This is a genomic window from Roseovarius sp. CAU 1744 (assembly GCF_039839345.1).
In the GTDB taxonomy this organism is placed as follows: Bacteria; Pseudomonadota; Alphaproteobacteria; order Rhodobacterales; family Rhodobacteraceae; genus Roseovarius.
The window spans coordinates 221,378-246,574 of record NZ_JBDOQV010000005.1 but is presented as its reverse complement, the minus strand read 5'-3'; the positions used below and the strand labels follow the sequence as shown (position 1 = coordinate 246,574).

Below are 25,197 nucleotides of genomic sequence, written 5' to 3'. Positions count from 1 at the left end.
AGCGAGCTATTCGAAAGGGAAGCTCTTGCGCCCGCCAAAAATATCACGCGAATGCCGGGTGTCCTATCTAATTGAGATAGACGATCGCGCCATTCAGGACAGACGCAAAGCCCACCCATGCAATGTATGGAATAAAGAGCAGAGCGGACAGACGGTCAGGACGCCATGCGGCCCGAACGAAGCACACGATAGTCAGCAGAAGGAAGAGAATGATGCCAAGTGCCAACTCTGGCCTTTGAGCGGCGAAAAACACCGGCGACCACAAGAAGTTCAAGCACATCTGGGCGAACCACAGCCGCATCAGAGAAGTGCGGCCCTGATGCTGATACAGGCGCCAGCCAACGAAGGCGATAATCACATACACTACCGTCCAGACCGGTCCGAAAATCCAGTTTGGTGGATTGAAATTTGGCTTCTGAAGCGCCGTGTACCACTCTCCGGGGGCGGTGATCGTACCAATTGCGATGCCACCGCCCATGACCACAAGCAAGAAGAACAGCAGCGAAAGAAAGTGGTTCATTATTGAAGAGCCTATTACGATGTCAGCGAAAGCTACCGGCGCCTGTTGTCTATGTATGATGACCGGAAGAACCTCATTCACGGCTTAAGACTGTTCAGCGTTCGCATTCTGGAAAACCATCAGAGTGATGAAGAGCCCAGCGATAACCAGAATGTGGCCCACGGCCATCACGCCGAACAGATAGTAACTGCCGAATGACACGCTAAAAATAGCACTCCACATCCAGGCGAGCATTTGCATTATCATGTGAGCTGTTGGCAGAGAGTAAGATTTCAACGGGTTTTTTGTTTCGTCCATGATGACGTCCCATTGTTCCTTTACGCTTGAGGTGCTGACCATGACTTTCTCCTTGTGTCGCGCTTGATTAAGCGCAGTTAGATTTTTCCAATAGGATGAAAGCGCCCTGCTGTGTGCCAGGGCGCTGTCGAAATTAATGGCAGTCGGGGCGCTCGCCAGGCAGCAGCACTTTGTCCACGACGTGGATGACGCCATTGTCAGCCATGATGTTGGCAACAACGACGTTTGCCATTTCACCAGTACCATCGGCGATCGCGACACCGCTTGAAGATTTGATGATGCAGAGACGCTCACTGGCTAGGATCGGCTTGAAGTAGTTCTGTCCGGAAGGGATCATTTCGGCGGTGAGTTTCCGGTCGTCAACGTGATACAGCAGAATGTTGGTGAACTGACCCTTGTTTTCGGGTTTCAAAAGGGTCTCGACCGTGCCTTCGGGCAATGCTGCAAACGCTTCATCAGTCGGTGCGTACACAGTAAAAGGTCCGTCACCTTTCAAAGTATCTACCAGCTCTGCAGCACTGAGAGCTGCCGCAAGCGTGGTGAACTGGCCGGCCTCTACAGCCGTGTCAACGATATTCGCAGCTTTCGAAGCTCCGGCTGAAAGTGCAACGGCAATTGAAGTTGCCAAAACGGTCGATTTCAGTTTGTGGATCATCAATTCATTCCTTTTTTCTCGTTTCTGAAGCGCACATACATTTGCGGGCTTGCCATTTCTTTGAATATTGCGAAAATACTTTGCATCAAGTGCAAATATCACTAAATGAAAATTATTTGCACAATGTTCAAAATTGACTCAGTATGTTGCCTGAAATGAAATCTGGAGGTTCGTAATGTTGTCGGACTCACTTAGCGAAGGGCTGGAAGCGTACGGGATCGGGCCGGCGATTCGCGAACTACGCATTGGAAAAAATCTTGGCCTGGAGCAATTGGGGAAACACACCGGCTTATCTGCCGGAATGTTATCAAAAATTGAACGTGGTCATGTATTCCCAACACTTCCTACGCTGTTACGCATCTCGATGGTATTCGGTGTTGGGCTTGACTATTTTTTTCAGCCGGCAGAGGAAAAGCCCGCTCTGGCCGTAGTTCGTAAAGAAGACCGGTTACGAATGCCAAATACAACAGAAGGACGGCCAAAGTTCCATTTTGAAAGCTTGGACTTTCCGGTTCCGGACCGTTGTATTGAATCCTACCTGGCCGAATTCTCCAGTGCAGTTCCAACGGAGCCTCATACTCACGCTGGCGCTGAAATGATTTATGTTATTCAAGGATCGCTCAACATTCACATTCATGGAGACGTGCACGCACTCGAAGAAGGCGATTCAATGTATTTCGACTCACATTTCGAGCACACCTATTCGCGCGCGGGTGAAGCGAATAGCATCGCATTGGTCGTAGTTAGTAAGGGCAGTTCGATGCGCGACCAGCGTGTTAATACCTGAGGAGGCAGTTAACGGTAGAGACGTATCGCTGATACGGCGACATCCGCCTGATATTCGCGCCCGTAAGCGAGGATACCGATCCGGCGCAGGCGCTTGGGATCGAACGGAACATCTGTCTTGTTTGGTGTGAAATCAGAAAACGGCAACCGAATCGTCGTCCATACTTTCGCGGCGATGAATGCCGTGCGGTAGGATTGCCACGGTCGCGAAAGCTGGTCTGTTCTCAGTCGAATTTCATATTCTTCGCCGTTGCCGAGCACGTCAATCTCGATACCTGCCCAGCCGCTTGCATCGAAGGTCTGGTCGTCGTTCTGAAGATCGAATGCCATCTGGATGAAGCCGCCGTTGTTGTCCAGTGACACCTCGCCTGCAAGGCGCGTCGCCTCTCGGCCGTCCAGCGTGACATCCGAAATCTCCCCCGCAGAAACGCCGCCCATCACCGTATCGGCAACAAATTCCCATTGAGGATGCAGGTTCAATCTATGCTCCTTTCCGGCCACGGGCGAGGCTGACAGACAGCAGGCCAGGATCAGCGCCAGCGCGTTTTTCCGTGGCACATACGGCTCCATCGCAACTCATCATGCAGCGCCACAAACTAGGGCTGTTCGGAACAAAACAAGTGTTGTGTTGGTTATCGATAGAAATCGGAAGTGCACCAAGGCGGCATCGGTGCGGCACGGAAAGGAACAGACAGAGATGACAAAGGATCATGGGCCCTCGATCAAGGATGACGAAACTTACGAAGCGTTGCGTGATCAGGGGCATTCCAAGGAGAAGGCCGCGCGGATCGCGAATGCGCAGGCCAACGAGGACATGAGCCCGTCGTCGAAGGGGGGATCGGCGCCGCCCTACGAAGAGTGGCACAAGGACGACCTGATTGATCGTGCCACCGAACTGGAAATCGAGGGCCGTTGGGACATGACGAAGGACGAGCTCATCAAGGTGCTCCGGGAGGAAAGCTGATGGCGTCCTCAAAAAGTAGGGCTGAAATCTGGGACGAGTGGCAGGAACTAATCAACATGGCGCCACAGGAACTGGCGGACTGGCTGGAGCGTGACGAAAGCAAATCGGTCGGAGATAGCGACTCGGGCGAATCCACAGGGCACAAATCAGGGCGGCGGATCGTCGAGATCAAACGCACGAACAAGGACGCGCTGACCGAGGACGACTGGGATCACATGGCGCGGGTCGTCGGGTATATCAAACGTCATCGCGCACAGGGCGGGCCCGAAAGTGGCGTCGACGCCAGCGACTGGCGGTATTCATTGATGAATTGGGGACACGACCCTCTGAAAGAGACCGCGTGAACACGGGAGATAGCGACAAGTGATCTGAGTGACGGCGATCAGGTAAAATTGGATTGGGGCGATGGCGAAGACACCGGCAAGATCGTAGAGCGTTTGTCCGAAGACATGACCAAGACGATCAAGGGCACCGACGTCACCCGGAAGGCGAGCGGCGAGGATCCGGCCCTCCTGATCGAACAGCCCGATGGTGATCGTGTCCTGAATTCGCCGTCCAAGATTTCGGCGGCCTGATCACGCCGTGTCTTCGGACTGAACCTCGGACAGGCGATAGGCGACCCCTACCGACAATCCGCTCAGGATGGCCAGAACGGCCAGCACGGTCTTTGCCCCGGCGAGATCGGCCAGCAAACCCAGAAGGCCGCCGGTCAACAGCAGCAACCCGATCACCGAATTGGAGAGCGCGGTATAGGTGGCCTTGCGACCGCCGGTGTCCATATCGGTCAGGTGCGTTTTGCGCCCCGCGCGCGCTCCATGGTAGGCGAGTTGCGCGATGAAAACCAAGCCGGCAAGCACGAACCCGTTCGTAATTGTGCCCCGGCTGAAGGCCAGAATCGCCGCCAGTGCAAAGGTCGCCGTCGCGATGACCCCCGCAACCATCAGCGTCTTGCGGCTTGAGCTGTCCGCGAAGACCCCCCAGATGTAAGAAGACAGAATGGCCGCGAACGACGACGCCAGCATCAACAGACCGAGATTTCCGAATGTATCGGTGTCTCCGGACCCCAGAAGAACCAGAAACGGCGGTGCAAGCGCGGTCGAGATCAGCAGGGCGCGGGTCGCGATATAGGTGCGTAGCTCCGCATCTTCCTGCAGGGGCTGCAGAAGCGAGTGCAGGCTGCGATCGTCGGCATCCGCGTCACGGTCCGCCTTTTCCCTCAGCATCGAAAATATTGCTGCCGCGCAGAGCCAGAGCAGGCCCGCCACGGCGATTGCCGTGGCGACCACGGACGGGCTGCGCGGAATGACACCGGTGGCGAGGCCAAGGGCGAAGGCCAGCACCGCGACTGCTGAAAGCGTCCCGGCGGCCCCGGACACCCGGCCGCGCTGGCCTTTTTCGACCGTGCGCGCCAGCACGTCCTTGTGACTTGCCGAACAGGCAGAGCGAGCGACGGCCAGGAAGGCCAGGCATATCACGATTGACCATCCCGCCGCGGCATCGCTCAGCATGACCGCAGCGGCGGCCATTCCCAGTGACGCCAGACCCTGACCGGCGGCCCCCGCGCTCCAGAAATACTTGCGACGGGTGCTGCGTTCGATCTGCCGTGCGATCAGCAGTTGTGGCAGCAGGGCACCGGCCTCGCGCACCGGGACAAGCAGCCCGATCAGGTATCCCGGCGCCCCGAGCGTGTTGAGCAGCCAGGCCAGAACCAGTTTCGGATCAATCAGCCCATCTGCGGTTTTCGTGGCCGTGAGGGAAGTCACGTGTATGATCTTCTGTCGGTTCATTCCGGTGATCTGCCGTTGGTCTTTCGCGATGTTCTGGGGGCTTACTAACATACCGGGCCTTGGAGATAGAGCGATGTCAAGAAAATCAAACCGGCACATCGCGGCAAAAGACAACCCGGTCTGCGAAAATCGTTTTCTCCCCGTCTGGCGGCCAATCATGTTTCACCTGTGCAATTTGTCGGCGGTCAGCTTGCCAAGCGGATCGGGAGGTTTGTCAGGGAACTTTTGGGCCCTAGATCTGTTGAACAGTACCGCTAGCGAAACGAAGAGGTCACAAATGTCGCATAATCACACCGATTTCGAAGATCAGAAAAAAGGCCACCGGGGTGTCCTTCTTGGCATTGCTGCTGTGATAATTTTTGTCGTGGTTCTTTTCGGCTTCATGCAGGGCGACGCACTGAGCGGCAATGGTGAGGCGCAGGGATCTAAAGAAAATGTCGAAGCGGCTGCGGATTGAGTTATGCCTAAAGAACCGACGTTGAACATCAGTGCGGAGAAATGCACTTTGGTCCGTACTACTGAAATTGGGCAATAAGAAACGACAACATTGTCTGACCGGAAACATCAGATGACAGTTCCGAGTCCCAGAGCACGATTTTACAGTTACTTTGTTTAGAGATATTATGGAGTCATCTTTTCCAAGATTAGTACATCCTAAGTTTCGAGATCTTAATGAATGTAGAAAATGCCAGCACAAATTGGGATCTTCGAAAAGATGAATCCATGGTGCAGGCAGTTATCCACACGCGCTTGCCAATTTGCATAACCGACCCGTCATTGCCCGATAACCCTATCGTTTTTGCGAATTTCGCGTTTTCAGCCCTGACTGGTTACCGGCATGACGAGGTGATCGGAAAAAACTGCAGGTTTCTGCAAGGTAAAGATACGTCGGCTCGCAGCATTGATGCCATCAGAAACATAATCGAAAGTCAGGCCGTCGATACAGTCGAAGTCCTCAACTATAGAAAAGACGGTACGTCTTTCCTGAACGCTCTCCAGATTGGGCCAATTTATGATGACAATGGTAGATTGGTTTTTTTCTTTGGCTCTCAATTGGACATTACAGCTAAGAAAGAAGCCGAACGAAAAGCTCGCGAACTGGCTGATAAAGAGCTACTTCATAGGCTTCGTAACATAGTAAGCGTTCTGAGCGTCATCATGAAAATGACCGCACGAGAAGAGTTCGAAGTTTCTCAATACTGTCAGAAAGCAATCGGACGTTTGGATGCGTTATTTCAAGCGCATTTCGACACGATTGTTCAGCCTGGTAAAAAGCGCCCGGATATCGGACAATTGGCATCTTCGATATTGGATGCATACGCACCGTTAGGGAAGCAACAGTACGAATTGTCGGGCACGAACGACGCGCTTCCGAGCGCGTTGATATCTCCTGTCGCTCTCTTACTGCATGAATTGGCGGCAAATTCTGTAAAATATGGTGCACTCAGTTGCGAAAGAGGGAGCGTTGATCTGACTTGGGATCGATCCCGGGACCTTACTGAGAATATCATAATAATCTGCTGGAAAGAGAGCGGGGGGCCAAAAGTTGAAGCTCCAAAAGCCTCTAGCGGAACCAATATAGTAGAAGCTGTCGTAAGTGGCGCTGGCGGGGTTCTAGAGCTCGACTGGAAGCCTGGCGGTCTGGCCGCGCGTGCCGTGTTTCGGTTCAGACCGAGCGACGTGAAAGATTGAACGCGCGCTTCGTCCCCTCTTCGATGGTCCGTCAAGATCGCGACGAAAGGACGGTTTGAATTTCGCCCCTCAGACTGGCTTTCAATGACCGCTCTGGCGAAATCGGCTGCAACGCAGCGATAAGGGTGCAGCACCTGCGCGCGGATGCTGCGTCAGCAAACATCCGGAAGGGCAACGGCAGCTTCGTCCCACAAGGCTGCCCTTCGAACACGCGCCTGTCACTTGCCCTCCGCGGCAGCACGGCCTAACAGAGTCCCATGAAAATATTGTTTCTGGGTGATGTGATGGGCCGGGCCGGGCGCCGCGCCTTGGTCGAGAACCTGCCGCGCCTGCGCGAAGAGTGGCGGCTGGATTTCGTGGTGGTGAACGGCGAAAACGCCACCGGCGGCATGGGGCTGAGCGGGGCCCATGCGAAGCTGTTGCTGGAGGCGGGCGCCGATTGCCTGACCCTGGGCGATCACGCCTTTGACCAGAAGGACATGCTGCAATTCATCGAGACCGAGCCGCGCGTCCTGCGGCCGCTCAACTATGCCAAGGGCGCGCCGGGGCTGGGCCACCGGGTGTTCCAGGATCGGCGCGGGCGCAAGGTGCTGGTGACGCAGGTGCTGGGCCAGGTGTTCATGAAACGCGCCTTCGATGACCCGTTCTCGGCTGTCGACCAGGTGTTGCGGGCGCATCCGCTGGGCGGTGCGGTACAGGCGGTGCTGGTCGATATCCATTGCGAGGCGACCAGCGAGAAGATGGGCATGGGCCATTTCTGCGATGGCCGCGCCAGCGTGGTGGTGGGCAGCCACACGCATGTGCCCACGGCCGATGCGCAGATTCTGCCCGGCGGCACCGCCTTTCAGTCCGACGCGGGCATGTGCGGCGACTACAACAGCGTCATCGGCATGGAGAAATCCGAACCGATGCGCCGTTTCGTGACCGGCATGCCCAAGGCGCGGTTCACCCCCGCGCTGGAAGAGGCCACGCTGTCGGGGCTCTATGTCGAGACCGACGACAAGACCGGCCGCGCGACACGGCTGCGCATGATCCGCCTAGGCGGCAGGCTGGAGCAGGCCGGCCCATGAACGCCCGGCTCTACGGGATGCTGTTTCTGATGGGGTCGGGTTGGGGCCTGTCGGTGCCGCTGTCAAAGGTCGCCGTCAGCACCGGCCATCAGCCTTTCGGGTTGATCTTCTGGCAGCTGGTCATCGTCGTCATCGTTCTGGGCGCGATTTGCCGGCTCAGGGGCAAGCGGCTGGAGCTGGGCCGGCCCTATTGGCGGCTGCTGGTCATGGTGGCGCTGACCGGGGCGGTGCTGCCGGACATCTTCTTTTACCTGTCGGCGGCCCGGCTGCCCGCCGGCGTGATGTCGATCATCATTTCGAGCGTGCCGATGTTTTCGCTGCCGATTGCACTGATGCTGGGCAATGAGGGTTTTGCCTGGCGGCGGCTGGCGGGCCTCCTGGTCGGGCTGGGCGGTATCCTGCTGCTGATCGGCCCCGACGCCAGCCTGCCGGACCGGGCGATGGCCGCCTTCGTACCGCTCGCGCTGCTGGCGCCGCTGCTCTACGCGACCGAGGGGAACCTGGTGGCGAAATGGGGGACGCAGGGGCTTGATTCCGTTCAGGTCCTGTTGGCGGCATCGCTGTTGGGGATGATCGCGTCCCTGCCGATGGCGCTGATCACCGGCCACTGGATCAATCCGCTGGCGGGTTTCGGCGCGCCCGAGGCCGCGTTGGTGGGGGCCGCCGTAATCCATGCGCTGGTCTATGCCGCCTATGTCTGGCTGGTGGGGCAGGCGGGATCGGTCTTTGCCGCGCAGACCAGCTATCTGGTGACAGGGTGCGGTGTGCTGTGGTCCATCGCGCTGCTTGGCGAAAGCTACTCCACCTATGTGTGGGCGGCGCTGGCGCTGATGCTGCTTGGCATGTTCCTGGTTCAGCCGCGCCGCGCTATCCTGCTTGCTCCTGCTGCGGGAGTGCGGGAAACTGGGCCTGGATAAAAAGGGAACCATCGCGCGTGATTCAGCTATTCGAGATTTCTCAGACCGGGCAGGCTGTGCTGGCGCTTGGTATCGTGGCCGTGATGTTCGCGCTGTTCCTGCGCGAGGTCTACCCGACCGAAGTTGTGGCGATCGCCGGGGCGGCGGTGTTGCTGGTTTCGGGGCTTCTGCCCTATGACGCCGCGCTGGAGGTGCTGTCCAACCCTGCGCCCTGGACCATCGCGGCGATGTTCATCGTGATGGGGGCGCTGGTGCGGACCGGCGCGCTGGACGCGTTCACTGCCGTGGCCGAACGGCAGGCCAAGGTGAACCCCAAGATGGCCATCGCGATGCTGCTGGTATTTGTCGTCATCGCCTCGGCCTTCATGAACAACACGCCCGTCGTGGTGGTGATGATCCCCGTCTTCGTGCAGCTGTCGCGCACGCTGGGCACCAGCGCGTCGAAGCTGCTGATCCCGCTCAGCTATGCCGCCATACTGGGCGGCACGCTGACCCTGATCGGCACGTCGACCAACCTGCTGGTCGACGGTGTCGCGCAGGCGCAGGGGCTGAAGCCATTCACGATTTTCGAGATCACGCCGCTGGCCATCGTGCTGGTGATCTGGGGCATGATCTATCTGCGGTTCGTTGCGCCCCGGCTGCTGCCCGACCGTGACAGCATGGCCGACATGCTGTCGGACCGCTCGAAGATGAAATTCTTTACCGAGGCGGTGATCCCGCCGGAGTCGAACCTGATCGGCCGCGAAGTCACCGGCGTCCAGCTGTTCAAGCGCGACGGTGTCAGGCTGATCGACGTTATCCGCGGTGATCTGTCCCTGCGTCGCAACCTCGAGGGGGTCGAGTTGCAGGTGGGCGACCGCGTGGTGCTGCGGACCCGGATGACCGAGCTTCTGAGCCTGCAGCGCGACAGGAGCCTCAAGCGGGTCGATCAGGTGTCGCAGGTGGAAACCACCACGGTCGAGGTGCTGATCACACCCGGCTGCAAGATGGTTGGGCGATCCCTGGGCAACATGCGCCTGCGCCGCCGCTACGGCGTCTATCCGCTGGCGGTGCACCGGCGGAACCAGAATATCGGCCGGCAGCTGGACGACCTGATCGTGCGGGTTGGCGATACGCTGCTGCTGGAAGGGTCGCCCGAGGACATTCAGCGCCTGGCGCGCGACATGGACATGGTCGATGTCTCGAAACCCTCGGGGCGGGCCTATCGCCGTGGTCATGCGCCCATTGCCCTGGGCGCGCTTGCGGGTATTGTCCTGCTGGCCGCCTTCGGTGTCGCGCCGATCCTGCTTCTGGCGGTGCTGGCGATGGCGGTGATCTTTCTGACCCGCTGCATCGACTCGGACGAGGCGTTTTCCTTTGTCGATGGCCGGTTGCTGGCGCTGATTTTCTCGATGCTGGCGGTGGGGGCGGCACTGCAGTCATCGGGTGCGGTCAAGCTGATCGTCGATCTGATCACGCCGGGGCTGATGGTATTGCCGGGATTCCTGGTCATCTGGGCGATCTACCTGCTGACATCAGTGCTGACCGAGCTTGTTTCCAACAACGCGGTGGCGGTCGTGGTGACGCCGATCGCCATTGGCCTCGCCGACGCGATGGGGATCGACTCGCGCGCGCTGATCGTCGCGGTGATGATTGCGGCCAGCGCCAGTTTTGCCACGCCCATCGGCTATCAGACCAACATGATGGTCTACGGGCCCGGCGGCTATCGTTTTGCCGATTTCCTGCGCGTGGGCATTCCCCTGAACCTCAGCGTCGGCCTTCTGGCCAGTGCGCTGATCCCCACTTTCTGGCCGTTGTGACATGAGTATATCTGCTGCCGCCGCCGCCCGGCCCGGATGGGGCGTGTTCTGGATGATCGTTACCGGCGCCCAGTTCGTCGCGGTCACGGTGCTGGTGAAATCGCTCGGCACCCGCATCCCCGCGCCCGAGGCCGCATTCCTGCGCTATGTGCTGGGGCTGGTCTTCTTTGTGCCGATGCTTGGGTCGCTGTTCCGGCAACGCTTTGACCGGCCGCTCTGGCTGATGTTCACCGCCCGTGGCGTGGCCCATACCGGCGCGGTCGCCCTGTGGTTCTATGCCATGGCGCGCATCCCGATCGCGGATGTGACGGCGATGAACTATCTCTCGCCCGTCTATGTGACCATCGGCGCGGCGCTGTTTCTGGGCGAGCGGCTGGCCCTGCGGCGTGTGCTTGCCGTCATCGCGGCGCTGGTTGGCACGCTCATCATCCTGCGCCCCGGCTTTCGCGAGATCGGCACCGGCCACCTGGCGATGCTTCTGGTTGCCGTCTTCTTCGGGGTGTCCTACCTGCTGGCCAAACAGATGACCAACCGGGTCAGTCCGGCGGTGGTCGTGGCGATGCTGTCGGTGATCGTCACCATCGGGCTGGCACCGCTGGCGGCAATGAACTGGGTCACGCCGACCTGGACCGAAACGGCGATCCTGTTTGGCGTCGCCTGCCTGGCCACTGCGGGGCACTACACCATGACGCTGGCCTTTGCCGCCGCGCCGCTTGCGGTGACCCAGCCGGTGAGCTTCCTGCAACTGGTCTGGGCGGTGCTGGTGGGGGCGCTGTTCTTCAATGAAGGGGTGGACATGTTCGTGGTGCTGGGCGGTACGGTGATCGTGGGGGCGGTCAGCTTCATCAGCTGGCGCGAGATGGTGCTGAAACGTCGGGCAGTCACCCCGAACCCGTCGGCGACCAAGGTATAGGGCGCCGGTTCCCGCCTGCGTCGACAGGAAGGGACCGATCTATTCGCGCCGCGCAGCGATGCTGCCGGGGATCAGCGTGATCGGTGACAAGGCAGGTTATCCGGGATTGCGATCCACGACGGTGGCGCCTTCGGGGATCGGCGTCCACTCAAGCTTCTCTTCGGCCCAGATATGCAGATCGGGCTTGACCCAGCTTGCGTCGTCCAGTGTGCCCGCCTTGATGAAATAGAGCGGGCCGTAATGCGGGCCGCCGCCATAGAGCGAACTGCCGCATTTCGGGCAGAAGCGCCGGAACATCGGATTTCCGCTGGAACCGCTGTGGTCCTCGTATGTAGCGACCTCGCCTTCGACAGTCAGGCTGTCTTCGGGCACCGCCACGTTGAAGGAATAGGTTGAGCCGCTGATCTTGCGGCAGGTTTCACAATGGCACACGGCCTGCAGTACCGGTTCTGCGTCCGAGCGGTAGCGAACCGCGCCACACAGGCATCCCCCCTCGATTTTCATGTCGGCCTCCTGTTGAAAATACCGTGGAAGTCTACACCGGACCGCCCATTTTGTGAAATCGGCCAGCAACACGCGCCCGGGCGGCGGTGGCGATGGCCCGGGCCGGTCAGGCCTGCATCGCGCGCACCGCCACTGCCTCGAAGCTGGTCATCAGCTGCGTGGGCCGCAGCGTTGCCAGCCGTGCAAGGACCACCTTGCTGGGCCGCGCACTGTCCCGCAGCGGGCGGATCGCCAGCGAATGACCATCATAGGTCCGGTCCCCCTCGGGCCGGGTGACCAGCAGGGAATACCCCAACCCCCACCCGACCATGCCGCGAACCATCTCGATCGAAGGAGAGCTGTGGCGAACCCGCGGCTGTAGCCCGGCATCCCGGAAAAGGCTCAGGAAATACTCCTTGCTGGGCGGCACTTCGAGCAGGATCAGCGGCTCATCGACCAGGTCTGCCAGGGCGATGGATTGCCGGGCGGCAAGCGGATGATCCGCAGCCAGCGCCACGTAGGGCGTGCGTTGGGCCAGCGATGTCGTGTGAATTTCGTCCGGCAGATCGATGTCATAGAGCAGCGCCATATCCAACTGACCCTCGCAAAGCACCTCGATCATCCGGTCCTGTGGCCCTTCGCTCAGGCGCAGGCTGATCCCGGGATGCTGGATGCTGAGCTGGTGAATCAGCCCGGGCAGGACCGCCGGCGCCAGCGTGCTGAAACTGCCAAGCCGCAGTGTTCCCACCAGGCTGGTGCCGGTATCCATCGTCTGCCGTTCCAGATCGGTCGCATGGGCCAGCAGGTTGCGGGCCGATTGCACGATCTTTTCCGCTGCTGCCGTTGCGGTCACACCGCGGGAGGGATGGCGCAGCAGCAGTTGCACGCCCAACTGGTCCTCAAGCTTGCTGAGGGCCACGGATATCGTGGGCTGCGAGACGTTCAGCCGCTCTGCTGCCCCGGCGACCGACCGACAGTCGATGCAGACGACGAGATATTCCAACTGGCGCAAGGTAAAACGGTGCATATATTAGTTAAAAACTATCTATACGCTAAATACAATGAATTTTGATTATCTTTGGGCCGTTGCTATCGTCTGTCCAGCGGAGGATACGACCATGACAGCGGCATTTCGCAAGCCCGAACCACAGCACGAAAACCCCGACCGTTTCATCGCCGCGATGGCGGGGGCGGCGGCCCAGGTGTCCGTCGTGACCACGGATGGGCCGGCAGGGCGTTTCGGCGTCACGGTCAGCGCGTTTTCGTCGGTATCGGCCGAGCCGCCGCTGGTGCTGGTCTGCATCAACCGGCGCAGCCCGGCGATCGATGCGATCACGGCCAACGATGCGTTTTGCGTGAACCTGCTGCGCGACGATCAGGCCGATATCGCCAATTGCTTTGCCGGCCGCCCCGGTGCGCTGACGCCTTATGATTTCGCCTGCACCGACTGGCAGACCGCCCATACCGGCGCGCCGGTGCTGTCCGGCGCCACCGCCAATTTCGACTGCACGGTGGAAACCGCCTATGATGCCGGCACCCATCGCATATTCATCGGCCGCGTGCGGCAGGCCCTTGGCCACAATGCCGCCCCGCTGGCCTTTTCCGGGCGCGCCTATCAGGCGCTGCGCCCCCTCTGAACCAAAAACAGGAACCCGACCATGATCCGCACCGGAGACGAATACCGCCAATCCCTGAACGACGGCCGCCAGATCTGGATCAACGGCGAGCGCGTCGACGATCCCTGCAACCATCCCCAGTTCAAGCCTGTGATCGATGTGCGCGCGCGTATCTACGACATGCAGCACGACGCCAGCACACAGGAGGCGATGACCTACGAGGAACAGGGCGAGCGCTTTGCCATCGGGTTGCGCCTGCCGTTCGAGAAACAGGACTGGCAGGACAAGCGCGATGCTGTCGACCTGGTGATGAATGATGTGGGTGGCGTGGTCACCCGTGTCGGGGACGAAACCATCGGCGAGATGTGGTCTTTGTGGGACGGCAAGGACATCCTGAACGAGATCGACCCGCGTTTCGCCACCAATATCGAACGCCACATTCACCAGGCGATCAAGGATGACCCGTTCCACGTCTCGGCCAATACCGACCCCAAGGGCGACCGGTCGAAGGCGCCGCAGGATCAGGATCCGGACATGCTGGTGCATGTGGTCAGGGAAACCGATGCCGGCATCGTCATCCGCGGCGCCAAGTATGAAACCGCCGCCGCCTATTCCAACCAGGCGTTTCTGAAGCCCACCATCGCCAACTGGGGCAGCGACAAGCTGAGCGATTATGCGCTTGGCTGCATCGTGCACATGAACGCGCCGGGGGTGAAGCATATCTGCCGCACCGGGTTTGCGGGCCGTGCGCCGGATGCCGATTACCCGCTGTCGAACCGGGTGGATGAGATCGACACGCTGATGATCCTGGATGATGTGCTGATTCCGTGGGAGGATGTGCTGTTCTACCAGCATACCCGCGCGGCCGCCTTCATCCGCACCACGCTGCACCGCTATTCGGCCTTCCCGTTCGTGCAGCGCACGCTGAGCTTTGCTGATCTGATCATCGGCGCGGCGCTGTGGAACGTGAAGCAGACCGGCCTGGACAAGCAGCAGGCGGTGCAGGAGAAGCTGAGCGAACTGGCCGTCTGGCGCGAAGGCATCGACGCCTTCCTGACCGCGTCCGTGGCGATGGCCGAGAAAAGCCCCAACGGCCTGCTGATGCCGCACCAGTCGATGCTGATGTCGGGCCGGGTGCACGCGCTGACGGGCCTGCCCAAGATGATGCATATCGCCCGCGAACTGTGCGGCGGCCAGATCTGCGTGACGCCCGATGCCGCCACCTTTGCCGCCGCCGATACCAAGCCGTGGATGGACAAGTTCTATTCGATCAATGACGAATGGATCGCCGATGACCGGCGCAAGCTGCTGAGCCTCGCGCGCGATCTGCTGAACTCGGATTACGCCGGGCACCGCCTGACCTTCCAGCTTTTTGCGCAATCCCCGCCCTTTGCGCAGCTGGCCGCGGTCTATCGCAATTTCGACTGGCAGGGACCGCTGGAATTTGCGCACCGGGCCGCGGGCCTTTCGGATAACGTCTGGGGCAAGGGCACCCGCCATTAGGGCGCCCCCCAATAACTGTCACCGGTTCAATCAGGATTACCCCATGCTGCACAAACGCATCCGCCCCTTCAATACCAGGGAAACCTACCCCGAACAGAAGCTGGACAACGACCTCAGCCAGGGCGTCGTCGCCCGGGGCACGATGGTGTTCCTGCGCGGACAGGTCAGCCAGGATCTGGACACCCGCGAAAGCCTGCATGTGGGCGATGCCGCCAGGCAGACCGCCAAGACGATGGAAAACATCCAGATGCTGTTGCAGGAGGCCGGCACTACGATGGAGGCAGTCTGCCGTATCGTCGTCTACCTGACCGACATCCGCTACCGCGAGGCGGTCTATCAGGAGATGGGCAAATGGCTGAAAGGTGTGCATCCGTGCTCGACCGGGCTGGTCGTCCCCGCGCTCGCCCGCCCCGAATGGGTGGTCGAGATCGAGGTGACCGCCGTTATTCCCGACTGAGGCCGCCGATGCACACTGCTTCCGATCTTCTTGCGCAGCTGTCCGAAACAGCCAGCGGCCCGCTGGAACGGGCCCATAGCGCCGAACCGCAGATCTACTGGGATGAAGACATTGCCGCACGCGAGGAAACCGCGATTTTCCGGCGTGACTGGATCTGCCCGGGTCTGGCGGCGGAGATTCCCAACCCCGGCGATTACCTGACCTTTACCATCGCCGGTGATCCGATCTTCTGCATCCGTGACAAATCGGGGGAAATCAGGACCTATTCCAATGTCTGCCGGCACCGGATGATGCAGCTTCTGGAAGGAACCGGATGCACCAGCCGGATCACCTGTCCCTATCACGCCTGGACCTACTCGCTGGATGGCAGGCTGATCGGCGCGGGCCACATGGAGCGGACGGAAGGGTTTGACAAGAAGTCGATCTGCCTGCCGGAAATCAGGACGGAAATCTGGCAGGGATGGATCTATGTCACGCTCGATCCCGACGCCATGCCCGTGGCCGAGGCGCTGGCGCCGCTGCATGATGTGGTCGCACGCTACGGCATGGAACATTACGTGCCCGTCCTGCACGAGGAACATGTCTGGGCCACCAACTGGAAGCTTCTGACCGAGAATTTCATGGAAGGCTACCACCTGCCCGTGGCGCATAAGGCAACGGTCGGTGCGTGGTTCCCGGTGGAGAAAACCGTGTTTCCGGATCAGGTCCATGACGCCTTCACCTACCAGACCTTCATGAAGCGCGGCGACGCCACCTATGGCAAGGCGCATCCCGACAACACCCGGCTGGAAGGGGATTGGCGCAACACCTCGGTGCTGCCGACGGTGTTCCCGACGCATATGTATGTGCTTGCCCCCGATCACCTGTGGTATCTCAGCCTGCGCCCGCGCGGGGTCGGTCAGGTGGATGTGCGTTTCGGCGTGGCGATCGCGCCTGAGGTCGACGCGATGCTGGGCTTCGCCGATGAACGCGCGGCCTGGATCGAGGAATTGACGAAGTTCTTCGAACATGTGAACACCGAGGACCGGCAGGTTGTCGAGGGCATCTATGCGGGGTCGCGATCCTCTCAAGCCACGCCTGGCCCGCTCAGCTGGCTGGAGCGCGAGATACATGATTTCCAGAAATACCTGTCGCGCCGGCTGGGCGACGGGACAGGAGGCCGCAAATGACCTTTTCCATCGCCGGGCGCTGCGCCCGTACGGGACAATTCGGGGTGGCGATCACCACCTCTTCGATCTCGGTCGGATCGCGCTGCCCCCATGCGCGGGCCGGGGTGGGGGCGGTGGCCACGCAGAACATCACCGATCCGCATCTGGCGACATTGGTGCTGGACGCGATGGAGGCAGGCCAATCGGCAGCCGATGCCATCGCCGGCGTGACCCAGGGCCGCGAGAAAATCGAGTATCGCCAGCTGACGGCGGTCGATGCCAACGGCACCACGGCCCATTTCACCGGCGCGCATATCCTTGGCACCCACGCGATCAGCGAGGATGACGGGTGCGTGGCCGCGGGCAATCTTCTGTCCTCGACCGCCGTGGCGAAAGCGATCACCGACGGTTTCATGGCCGATCCTGCGGCGCATCTGGCCGAACGGTTGCTGCAGGGGATCGAAGGCGGGCTGAAAGCAGGAGGTGAGGAAGGCCCGGTGCATTCCGCCGCGCTCATCGTCGCTGACCGGATGCCGTTCTACCTTGTCGATCTGCGGGTGGATTGGGAAGACAGCTGTCCAATCACGAAATTGCGTTCTTTGTGGCAGGGTTACGAGCCGCAGATGATGGACTACCTGAACCGCGCGATCAATCCCGCCGCCGCGCCAAGTTACGGTGTGGCCGGCGACCCCTAGAGGAAGCTGGCAGGTATATCCCCGAGACCTCGCGTGACGGTCAATCATCGCGGTGCCGAACTCTCGATGTCCAGCGGAGCGGTTTCAACCCAAAAGACTCGCTGGTTTCGTCGTGCGAGTCCGGCGCTGTTGCCAATGCCGACCGGACCGGCAACGCGCGGCATGTGTCTTTTGGATCAAGGACCGCGCAGGCCGCAGAACGGTCATGGGTTTCAATGAAGTCGCGATAATCTGTTCCGGTAAAGTGATCTCTGCCATGTTGCAGGCTTGCTTGTGGCGGCGGGGCGATCGCGCTACATCATTTGCATTCACACAAGGGACCGACGTGCGCGAAATTCCCCCCAAAGACATGCCTGTTTCGGTGATCGTCCCGGCACGGAATGAAGCGGGCACGATTGCCCGGGTAATCGGGTCGATGGCGGCGATGACCGCGGTGGACGAGGTCGTGGTGGTCGATAACGGCTCGTCAGACGACACCGCCGCCGTGGCCCGGGACGCTGGCGCGCGCGTTGTGGCCGAGGCGCAGCCGGGGATGGGGCACGCGATCCGGGCGGGGTTCATCGCGGCGCGCAACGATTGGGTGATGAAGGTCGATGCCGATCTGGACCGGTTCGACATCTCGCGGTTTTCACGGATGATCGAGGCACGCGCGCCGGGGACCGGCCTGATCAAGGGGCTGTGGCAGGATCCGCGCGATCCGATGCCGATGACGCGCTACCTAGTGATGCCCGCGCTCAGGCAGATGTTTCCGGGGCTGGAGGGGCTGCAGGCGCCCAATTCCGGCCTTTACATCTTTGACCGGTCGCTGATCGCGCTGTCGGAGATCACCGGAGGCTACGCCGCCGATCTGGACGTGATGCTGCGGGTTCATGCCGCCGGTGCGGGTGTTTCCGAGGTCGATATCGGCCGGATCGACAACAACCCGCGCGATGCCGGTCACTACAGTGCCATGACCGAGACGATCATGGGGTTCTTTCTGCGCCAGCGTGACCTGCGGATCACGCGCGAGATCGTGGTGCTGGCGAACGGCGCGGAACAGGTCGCCGGGGGGTGTCTTGGCACGATTGCAGGCCATGCACGGGCAGGGGGCCGGGTGAACGTGTTTCTGGATCGCGCGGAGGCTGAGGCGGTCCAGATCTTGCGCGCGGCCTTGCAGGCCTTTCCGACGGTCCGGATCGAAACCCTCGCCAGGGCTATCGCGTTTCGGCCGGTATCTACGGCCTCAGGTGTTCTTGTGATCGCGCCACAACAGGCGCTGGAGGTCGAAAGCGCGCTGCGACCGGCATTGGACGTGCTTGCCGGGAACGCAGAGATTGATGTGCAGACCCTGCTTCTGATGCCCGATGATGCCGCCAAGGAACCGCTAGGGGCGGACGAGGGTTTTGATATCGCGAGGGGTCTGCAGATCAAGGTGGATGCGCTGCAGGAGATGGGGCTGCCTTTCAGCGGCACCTCGCAGCGCGAGGGGTTCGCCGTCAGGCCCCTTTGAAGTTGATCCGCGACTCGTGGGCCAGTGCCTCGTCGGTTGCCAGGCGGCCCATCGCGGCCTCCCGGCGCTCGGCTTCTGCCTTGGCGCGGCGCTCGGCGCGTTGGGTGCGGATGCGGCCGAATTGACCCACGCCGATGGCAAAGAGGATGATCAGCCCGCCGGGTATCAGGCCGCGGCCCGGATCTTCGCCCAGCAGTACCATGGCGATCACCAGCGCGGCCAGCGGCGAAAACGATGTCGCCAGCGAGACATCCCCCGAACGCGCGTGTTTCAGGCCGAGGTTCCACGAGAACTGCCCGATGATGATGACGATGATGGCGTAGACCCAGACATATTTCAGCACGATCGGCTGGAACAGGTCCTGGAAATGGTTGGGGCCATAGAGGTAAAGCGCCAGGAAATAGTAGATGATCGTGCCCAGTACCGTACGGTAGACCGAAAAGATGCCAAGTGGCACGCCCTTCAGCCCGATGCGCGTCACCAGGGTCGAGGCGATGAAGGAAAGCGTGGCAAAGACGGTCGCGATCTCACCTTTGCCAAGCGTGAAGGCGGTGTCTCCGCCCTTGAGCGAGATGATGACGACCGCCCCCACCAGCGCGATCAGCCCGGCGGCAAACGCCCAGGGGTCGAGTTTTTCCTTCAGGACAAAGACCGTGGCCAGCAGAAAGAGAGGTGGCTCGATCCGGCCGATCAGCACGACATTGGTGACGGTGGTGTAATCCAGGGCGATGAAAAACAGCGCCGGGGTCAGGGCCGATGACAGAAAGGCCGACAGTGTCAGCACGCCCCAATCCTTGCGGGTCAGTTGGCCCAGGTTTTCACGGGTCCAGTCCTTCCAGAACATGAAAACCATCGGAATGAGCGAAATCAGGCTGCCCAGGAAGAGCAGGTTGCACAGCGACACCGCGTTGCGTCCCATGACCGTGTTCTGCCGTCCGATATCGGCCAGCAGCGAGACGATCGAGTTGGACGAGGCGTAGACGATCACCGCGACCCAGACCAGCACCGCGCCCATCAGCGCCTTGGACATGCCGGTGTCGGGTTGGGTGCTTGCGGTGCTCATTGATCTGGTTCCTGAAAAAATCGTGTCTACCTGCATAGGGGCGCGGATGTCGTTGGGTCAAGCGGCGTGAAGGGGCAGCGCCGTCACGACCCCGTCACGTTGCGGTCAGGCGGCGAAACATTGTTTCAGAACAGCGGGATGGGTCACGGCGGCGTGGTGGGGTGTAACAATCCGGACGATCCGCCGCGTATCAGGCGCCTTTGAAGTTCAGCTTGCTTTCATGTTCCATCGCCTGATTGCTGGCGCGACGGCGGGTCTGCCGGTTGCGGTGACGACCGAGCTGTCCGACGGCGATTCCGATCAATATGATGACGCCGCCGGGGATCAGCCCGGGGCCGGGGTCTTCGCCCACCAGCAACATGGCAAAGAGAATTGCCGCCAGCGGTGAAAATGACGTCGCCAGCGAAACATCGCCGGAACGGGCGTATTTCAGCCCGAGATTCCAGGAAAACTGGCCGATCACGATCACCACGATCGCGTAGACCCAGATCCATTTCAGCACCACCGGCGCGAAGAGGTCCTGAAAATGAGCAGGGCCAAAGAGATACATCGCCACAAGGAAATACAGCACCGCGCCCAGCACCGTGCGGTAGATCGAAAAGATGCCCAGGGGCACGCCGCGAAGCCCGACGCGGGTCACGATGGTCGAGGCGATGAACGACAGCGTCGCGGCGATGGTCGCCAGCTCGCCGGCGCCGAACCGGAACAGGGCGCCGTTGCCGCGCATTCCGATCATCAACACCGCGCCGATCAGCGCGATCAGGCCGGCCCACATCGCCCAGGGGTTCAGTTCTTCGTTGAGGAACAGCCAGGTGGCAAGCAGGAAAAGCGGCGGTTCGATCCGGCCGATCAGCACGACATTGGTGACGGTGGTATGTTCAAGCGCGTAGAAGAACAGCCCCGGCGTGACCGCTGACGACAAGAACGCCGAAACCGTCAGAATGCCCCAGTCGTGGCGCGACAGCCTGCGCAGCTTCTCGCGCGTCCAGTCGCGGTGAAAGATCGCCACCATCGGCAGGACAGAGATCAGCGAGCCAAGAAACAGCAGGTTGCAAAAGGTGATCGCGTTGCGCCCGGCAACCGGGTTGGCCCGGCCTATGTCGACCAGCAGGGTGACGATCGAATTGGACGAGGCATAGACCAGTACCGCCAGCCAGGCAAATGCCGCGCCCATCGTGACAAAGGGCAGGCCGCGCCGGGCCTTGTCGGTTGGTATCATTCCGCGAAATTGCTTGTTGCTTTCGGTGTAGGTCATCTGAACTGCCCCCGATGGCTTTCCATAGAGGATACGCGCACGGTTCCTCACATCGCGGTCACGTTCCGGTCAGGGAACGGAATCGTGTTTCAACCTCTGGCTGTGTTCACATCCGTGCGAGCAGGGACACCCACGGACTAAGGCCGATTTGCGCTTGTGCCTATATGCCAGTGACGGCAAGTTTGGCCATAGAGCCACCGGAGGCACCAGACATGATCGAGAACCAGGGCGAGCGCGAACAGAAGATCGTCACCATCTTTGACGATATCTATAACCTGCCGGATTGCCGTGCTTATTACAGGGCGATGGATCATGCGGGGTTTCGGACCGCGCATTACGCGGCCGCCGCGTTCCGGGCGGTGCTGGCCGAGCTCAAGCGCGTGCGCGGCTTGTCCTCGGCCGGGATCGTGGATTTCGCCTGCGGCTACGGGATCGGCGGGGCCCTGACGCGACATGACCTGTCACTGGATGACGTGCTTCTGCGGTATCGCGACAGCTGGTTCGACGCGGCAAGCCCCGAGGCCGTGATCGCCGCCGACCGGGACTGGTTTCGCCCGCAGCGCCGTGCCGGGCAGGATGACCGCTATTACGGAATCGACATCGCGGACCAGGCGCTGACCTATGCCCGCGGGGTTGGAATCTTTGATGAGGTCTTTGCCGAGAACCTGCAGGCGGATGATCCTGGTCATGCCCTGCAACAGGTGCTGGCGATGACCGATCTGGTGATCGAATGTGGCAGCGTCGCCCATATGCTGCCTGCAGCGCTGGATCGTGTGCTGCGCGGCGCCGGCGGGCGGACGCCCTGGGTGATAACGGCACCGATCCGGGGCAATGACAGTGCCGAGGCGATCGAGATCATGGCGGATCACGGTCTGACGGTCGAGGCGCTGGAAGTGCCGCCGTTCCGCCATCGACGGTTCGCCGACGCGGATGAACAGGCCCGCGCCATCGCCAACGCCCGGGCGCGCGGGCATGACACGGACGGGTACGAGAGCACCGGCTATTTCCACGCTCAGCTGTTCCTGGCCCGCCCCGCAAGCGAGGTCACGCCGGTTGCCAACTGGCCGGTGTCGCCGGTGGCCGCTGCGTGACCTGTTGTTTCACAAGCGATAGACTGCGCGAACAAGACCGGGAGGGCGGATCATGCCGGACATCACCATTCTGACCGAAGCGGAGCTGCGGGCGCTGGTGCCTTTGGACCTGGCCGCAGTCGATTGTGTCGAACAGGGTTTTGCCGCGCTGGCAGGCGGGACTGTCGCAATGCCGCCGATCATGTCGATGGCCATCCCCGAAAACAACGGTGAGGTCGACGTCAAGACCGCCCATATCACCGGGGCGGAAAGTTTCGCCATCAAGGTGTCGCCGGGGTTTTTCGACAACCCCAAGCTTGGCCTGCCAACGACCAGCGGGCTGATGGTGGTGTTCTCCGCCCGCACCGGCCAGGTCGAGGCGGTATTGCTGGACAATGGCTATCTGACCGATATCCGCACCGCCGCTGCCGGGGCCGTGGCGGCGCGTCACCTGGCGCGCAAGGACGCCTCGACGGTGGCGGTCATCGGGGCGGGTATGCAGGCCCGGCTGCAGCTCAGGGCGCTGACGCTGGTGCGGCCGATCTCGCGCGCGGTGATCTGGGCGCGCGACGCCGACAAGGCCCGCGCAGCGGCGGACGCGCTTTGCCAGGAGTTGGGGATTGAGGTGCGCGCAGGCTCGGACGCGGCCGGGGCGGTAAGCCGCGCTGATATCGTGGTGACAACCACGCCCGCAACCGCACCGGTCCTGATGGCGGATTGGCTGCAGCCCGGACAGCATGTTACCGCGATGGGGTCCGATCAGGAGCACAAGAACGAGCTTGAGCCCGCCTGCCTGTCGCGTGCCACCCTCTATGTCCCGGACCGCCGCTCGCAGACCGAATTGCTGGGCGAATTGCGCGCCGCCCTGCAATGCGGCGTCTGCGCGCCAGAGCAGAGTTTCCCCGAGCTGGGCGATATCGTCACCGGCAGCCTGCCCGGGCGGCAGGCTGACAGTGACATCACCATCGCCGACCTGACCGGCACCGGGGTGCAGGATACCGCCATCGCAACCCTTGCCCGTCAGCGCGCCCAAGACCGCGGCAGCGGTGCGGTCATTTCCGCGTGAGTTAACCCGTCACGCCGGCAAGAGGCGTTCACCGACACCGGAATTCCGGCATTTCCGAAAATCCCGGGCAAGGGCCCGCCTTTGTATTGGCGTCATTCCAGCCAGCAACCGGTTCTATTCGTCGACATCGTCCATATCCGCCTGTCCCGAGAGATTGCGGCGCACGTGGCTCCAGCTTAGGCCGACGCCGAGCACCAGTGACAGCGCGGTGATCCCCAGCCACAGGTTGACGGAACGGTTTTCCAGTTTGAGCCAGCCCAGATCGTAGAGCACCCAAAGCAGCGCGGCGACGATGGCCAGCACCAGGCCCATGCCGAACGCCCCGATCGAGCGCAGCGTGGCGCGCAAGTAGATTATGTAGTCCACCAGCAGCAGAAGCCCCATCAACACCGCGACCGGCATCTGTTCGGCCCAGTTGGCGCGGGCCCAGCGGACATAGTTCCACTCGGTCGGGTTGAAGGTGGCCGCCAGCAGCACGAAGGCCACCAGCCAGCGCAGCACGAATCCCATCGGTGTCTCCCACGTAACTTTTGTCCACAACCTCTTCCAATCACATGGCCTCTGTCCAGTGCCTGCGGCGAATTAGCTGTTTCACATAACCGCCTGCACCGCTATACGGGCGCGGGTTCACCAGCATCGGAAGAGGAACAGCCGTGGCAAATGTCGTCGTCGTGGGCGCCCAATGGGGGGATGAGGGTAAAGGCAAGATCGTGGATTGGCTGAGCGAGCGCGCCGATGTGATCGCACGCTTTCAGGGCGGTCACAATGCCGGGCACACGCTGGTAATCGACGGCAAGGTCTACAAGCTGCACGCGCTGCCCTCGGGCGTTGTACGCGGCGGCAAGCTGAGCGTGATCGGCAATGGCGTGGTGCTGGACCCCTGGCACCTGATGGGCGAGATCGAGACCATTCGCGGGCAGGGGGTCGACATCACCCCCGACACGCTGATGATTGCCGAGAACACGCCGCTGATCCTGCCGATTCACGGTGAACTGGACCGCGCCCGCGAAGAGGCCGCCAGCAAGGGCACCAAGATCGGCACCACCGGGCGCGGCATCGGCCCGGCCTACGAGGACAAGGTCGGGCGCCGATCAGTCCGGGTGGCGGATCTGGCGGATGACGCGACGCTTGAGGCGCGGGTGGACCGCGCGCTGCAGCACCATGATCCGCTGCGCAAGGGCCTGGGGATCGACCCGGTGGACCGCGATGCACTGGTCGCACAGCTGCGCGAGATTGCGCCGCAGATCCTGCCCTTCGCGGCGCCGGTCTGGCAGGTGCTGAACGAAAAGCGCAAATCGGGCAGGCGGATCCTGTTCGAAGGCGCCCAAGGCGCGCTGCTGGATATTGATTTCGGCACTTATCCCTTTGTCACCTCCTCGAACGTCATTGCCGGGCAGGCGGCGACGGGCGTGGGCATCGGCCCCGGCGCCGTGGATTACGTGCTGGGCATCGTCAAGGCGTATACCACCCGCGTGGGCGAGGGGCCGTTCCCGACCGAGCTGCACGACGCGGACGGCCAGCGCCTGGGCGAGCGTGGCCACGAGTTTGGCACCACGACCGGCCGCCAGCGCCGTTGCGGCTGGTTCGATGCCTGCCTGCTGCGCCAGACCTGCGCCACCAGCGGTGTCAACGGCATTGCCCTGACCAAGCTGGATGTTCTGGACGGTTTCGAGACGCTCAAGGTTTGTGTCGGCTATGATCTGGACGGCAAGCGGCTGGATTACCTGCCGACCGCCGCCGACAATCAGGCCCGCTGCACGCCGATCTACGAGGAGCTTCCTGGCTGGAGCGAAAGCACCGAAGGCGCGCGCAGTTGGGCCGATCTGCCGGCCAATGCGATCAAATACGTGCGCCGGGTCGAGGAACTGATCGATTGCCCCGTCGCGATGGTGTCGACCTCGCCCGAACGCGAAGACACGATCCTTGTGACCGACCCGTTTGCGGATTGAGCA

General features: G+C 61.4%; 29 protein-coding genes. 19 read left to right on the top strand and 10 right to left on the bottom strand.

The window, feature by feature from the left end:
• Positions 1–67: 67 nt before the first annotated feature.
• From AAFO92_RS12120 to AAFO92_RS12110, 3 genes are all read right to left on the bottom strand, one after another.
• Positions 68–520: a TspO/MBR family protein gene (locus tag AAFO92_RS12120; protein ID WP_347535413.1), complete on the bottom strand. Its 453-nt coding sequence runs from the start codon at positions 518–520 to the stop codon at positions 68–70.
• Positions 521–604: 84 nt separating this feature from the next.
• Positions 605–859 carry a hypothetical protein gene (locus tag AAFO92_RS12115; protein WP_347535411.1) on the bottom strand — a complete coding sequence of 85 codons (255 nt, stop codon included), beginning with the start codon at positions 857–859 and terminating at the stop codon, positions 605–607.
• Between the two features lie 91 nt (positions 860–950).
• A complete protein-coding gene (locus tag AAFO92_RS12110) occupies positions 951–1,472 on the bottom strand; it encodes a fasciclin domain-containing protein (RefSeq protein WP_347535409.1) in 522 nt (173 codons plus the stop codon).
• A gap of 175 nt (positions 1,473–1,647) precedes the next feature.
• Here AAFO92_RS12110 and AAFO92_RS12105 point away from each other — a divergent pair, with 175 nt between their 5' ends.
• Positions 1,648–2,259: an XRE family transcriptional regulator gene (locus tag AAFO92_RS12105; RefSeq protein ID WP_347535406.1), complete on the top strand. Its 612-nt coding sequence runs from the start codon at positions 1,648–1,650 to the stop codon at positions 2,257–2,259.
• Positions 2,260–2,267: 8 nt separating this feature from the next.
• Here AAFO92_RS12105 and AAFO92_RS12100 read toward each other — a convergent pair whose 3' ends face one another.
• On the bottom strand, positions 2,268–2,816 hold the full coding sequence (locus AAFO92_RS12100; protein ID WP_347535404.1) for a CIA30 family protein: 549 nt from the start codon (positions 2,814–2,816) through the stop codon (positions 2,268–2,270).
• Positions 2,817–2,955: 139 nt separating this feature from the next.
• On the opposite strand from AAFO92_RS12100, the gene AAFO92_RS12095 reads away from it, so the two are divergent.
• From AAFO92_RS12095 to AAFO92_RS12085, 3 genes are read left to right on the top strand one after another with little or no spacing between them, the layout of a single operon-like run.
• Positions 2,956–3,222: a Rho termination factor gene (locus AAFO92_RS12095; RefSeq protein WP_347535402.1), complete on the top strand. Its 267-nt coding sequence runs from the start codon at positions 2,956–2,958 to the stop codon at positions 3,220–3,222.
• On the top strand, positions 3,222–3,566 hold the full coding sequence (locus AAFO92_RS12090; protein WP_347535400.1) for a DUF3140 domain-containing protein: 345 nt from the start codon (positions 3,222–3,224) through the stop codon (positions 3,564–3,566). Before AAFO92_RS12095 ends, AAFO92_RS12090 begins: the two co-directional genes overlap by 1 nt.
• A 9-nt stretch (positions 3,567–3,575) precedes the next feature.
• Positions 3,576–3,797 (top strand): DUF2945 domain-containing protein, encoded by a 222-nt coding sequence (locus AAFO92_RS12085; RefSeq protein WP_347535679.1) that lies wholly within the window; start codon positions 3,576–3,578, stop codon positions 3,795–3,797.
• Here the strand turns inward: AAFO92_RS12085 and AAFO92_RS12080 are convergent, their stop codons facing one another.
• Entirely contained in the window at positions 3,798–4,985 is a 1,188-nt protein-coding gene (locus AAFO92_RS12080; RefSeq protein WP_347535398.1) for an MFS transporter, read from the bottom strand.
• 97 nt (positions 4,986–5,082) lie between these two features.
• Between AAFO92_RS12080 and AAFO92_RS12075 the strand changes: the two genes are divergently transcribed.
• From AAFO92_RS12075 to AAFO92_RS12050, 6 genes are all read left to right on the top strand, one after another.
• Positions 5,083–5,466: a hypothetical protein gene (locus AAFO92_RS12075; protein ID WP_347535397.1), complete on the top strand. Its 384-nt coding sequence runs from the start codon at positions 5,083–5,085 to the stop codon at positions 5,464–5,466.
• Positions 5,467–5,681: 215 nt separating this feature from the next.
• The gene (locus tag AAFO92_RS12070) at positions 5,682–6,701 is read left to right on the top strand and encodes a PAS domain-containing protein (protein WP_347535395.1); all 1,020 of its coding nucleotides are present in this window, start codon (positions 5,682–5,684) and stop codon (positions 6,699–6,701) included.
• A gap of 257 nt (positions 6,702–6,958) precedes the next feature.
• Positions 6,959–7,771 (top strand): TIGR00282 family metallophosphoesterase, encoded by an 813-nt coding sequence (locus tag AAFO92_RS12065; RefSeq protein ID WP_347535393.1) that lies wholly within the window; start codon positions 6,959–6,961, stop codon positions 7,769–7,771.
• Entirely contained in the window at positions 7,768–8,688 is a 921-nt protein-coding gene (locus AAFO92_RS12060; RefSeq protein ID WP_347535391.1) for a DMT family transporter, read from the top strand. The genes AAFO92_RS12065 and AAFO92_RS12060 overlap by 4 nt, the downstream gene beginning before the upstream one ends.
• A 20-nt stretch (positions 8,689–8,708) precedes the next feature.
• On the top strand, positions 8,709–10,487 hold the full coding sequence (locus AAFO92_RS12055) for an SLC13 family permease (RefSeq protein ID WP_347535677.1): 1,779 nt from the start codon (positions 8,709–8,711) through the stop codon (positions 10,485–10,487).
• Position 10,488: 1 nt separating this feature from the next.
• Positions 10,489–11,400, top strand: a complete 912-nt coding sequence (locus AAFO92_RS12050; RefSeq protein WP_347535389.1) for a DMT family transporter — start codon at positions 10,489–10,491, stop codon at positions 11,398–11,400.
• Between the two features lie 96 nt (positions 11,401–11,496).
• Here the strand turns inward: AAFO92_RS12050 and AAFO92_RS12045 are convergent, their stop codons facing one another.
• Both AAFO92_RS12045 and AAFO92_RS12040 read right to left on the bottom strand, forming a co-directional pair.
• On the bottom strand, positions 11,497–11,904 hold the full coding sequence (locus tag AAFO92_RS12045) for a GFA family protein (protein ID WP_347535387.1): 408 nt from the start codon (positions 11,902–11,904) through the stop codon (positions 11,497–11,499).
• 106 nt (positions 11,905–12,010) lie between these two features.
• Positions 12,011–12,910 (bottom strand): LysR family transcriptional regulator, encoded by a 900-nt coding sequence (locus AAFO92_RS12040; RefSeq protein WP_347535385.1) that lies wholly within the window; start codon positions 12,908–12,910, stop codon positions 12,011–12,013.
• A gap of 91 nt (positions 12,911–13,001) precedes the next feature.
• Here AAFO92_RS12040 and AAFO92_RS12035 point away from each other — a divergent pair, with 91 nt between their 5' ends.
• The 6 genes from AAFO92_RS12035 (at position 13,002) to AAFO92_RS12010 (ending at position 18,791) form a co-directional block, all read left to right on the top strand.
• Complete coding sequence (locus tag AAFO92_RS12035) at positions 13,002–13,520, top strand: flavin reductase family protein (RefSeq protein ID WP_347535383.1); 519 nt, start codon at positions 13,002–13,004, stop codon at positions 13,518–13,520.
• A gap of 21 nt (positions 13,521–13,541) precedes the next feature.
• Positions 13,542–15,002, top strand: a complete 1,461-nt coding sequence (locus AAFO92_RS12030; RefSeq protein WP_347535381.1) for a 4-hydroxyphenylacetate 3-hydroxylase family protein — start codon at positions 13,542–13,544, stop codon at positions 15,000–15,002.
• 43 nt (positions 15,003–15,045) lie between these two features.
• Positions 15,046–15,459, top strand: coding sequence for a RidA family protein (locus AAFO92_RS12025; protein ID WP_347535379.1), 414 nt, complete (start codon positions 15,046–15,048; stop codon positions 15,457–15,459).
• Positions 15,460–15,467: 8 nt separating this feature from the next.
• Positions 15,468–16,628: an SRPBCC family protein gene (locus AAFO92_RS12020; protein WP_347535377.1), complete on the top strand. Its 1,161-nt coding sequence runs from the start codon at positions 15,468–15,470 to the stop codon at positions 16,626–16,628.
• Positions 16,625–17,302 (top strand): DUF1028 domain-containing protein, encoded by a 678-nt coding sequence (locus AAFO92_RS12015; RefSeq protein ID WP_347535375.1) that lies wholly within the window; start codon positions 16,625–16,627, stop codon positions 17,300–17,302. The genes AAFO92_RS12020 and AAFO92_RS12015 overlap by 4 nt, the downstream gene beginning before the upstream one ends.
• 325 nt (positions 17,303–17,627) lie before the next feature.
• Positions 17,628–18,791 (top strand): glycosyltransferase, encoded by a 1,164-nt coding sequence (locus AAFO92_RS12010; protein ID WP_347535373.1) that lies wholly within the window; start codon positions 17,628–17,630, stop codon positions 18,789–18,791.
• Here the strand turns inward: AAFO92_RS12010 and AAFO92_RS12005 are convergent.
• On the bottom strand, positions 18,778–19,854 hold the full coding sequence (locus AAFO92_RS12005) for a DMT family transporter (RefSeq protein ID WP_347535371.1): 1,077 nt from the start codon (positions 19,852–19,854) through the stop codon (positions 18,778–18,780). The genes AAFO92_RS12010 and AAFO92_RS12005 overlap by 14 nt on opposite strands.
• A gap of 190 nt (positions 19,855–20,044) precedes the next feature.
• Entirely contained in the window at positions 20,045–21,109 is a 1,065-nt protein-coding gene (locus tag AAFO92_RS12000; RefSeq protein ID WP_347535369.1) for a DMT family transporter, read from the bottom strand.
• 212 nt (positions 21,110–21,321) lie between these two features.
• Here AAFO92_RS12000 and AAFO92_RS11995 point away from each other — a divergent pair, with 212 nt between their 5' ends.
• Together AAFO92_RS11995 and eutC are read left to right on the top strand one after the other, a co-directional pair.
• The gene (locus AAFO92_RS11995) at positions 21,322–22,200 is read left to right on the top strand and encodes a hypothetical protein (protein ID WP_347535367.1); all 879 of its coding nucleotides are present in this window, start codon (positions 21,322–21,324) and stop codon (positions 22,198–22,200) included.
• A 52-nt stretch (positions 22,201–22,252) separates the two neighbouring features.
• Complete coding sequence (gene eutC, locus AAFO92_RS11990) at positions 22,253–23,245, top strand: ectoine utilization protein EutC (protein WP_347535365.1); 993 nt, start codon at positions 22,253–22,255, stop codon at positions 23,243–23,245.
• Positions 23,246–23,359: 114 nt separating this feature from the next.
• On the opposite strand, the gene AAFO92_RS11985 is transcribed toward eutC, so the two are convergent.
• Positions 23,360–23,755 (bottom strand): DUF6524 family protein, encoded by a 396-nt coding sequence (locus tag AAFO92_RS11985; RefSeq protein ID WP_347535363.1) that lies wholly within the window; start codon positions 23,753–23,755, stop codon positions 23,360–23,362.
• Positions 23,756–23,898: 143 nt separating this feature from the next.
• Between AAFO92_RS11985 and AAFO92_RS11980 the strand changes: the two genes are divergently transcribed.
• The gene (locus AAFO92_RS11980; protein ID WP_347535361.1) at positions 23,899–25,194 is read left to right on the top strand and encodes an adenylosuccinate synthase; all 1,296 of its coding nucleotides are present in this window, start codon (positions 23,899–23,901) and stop codon (positions 25,192–25,194) included.
• Positions 25,195–25,197: the final 3 nt, after the last annotated feature.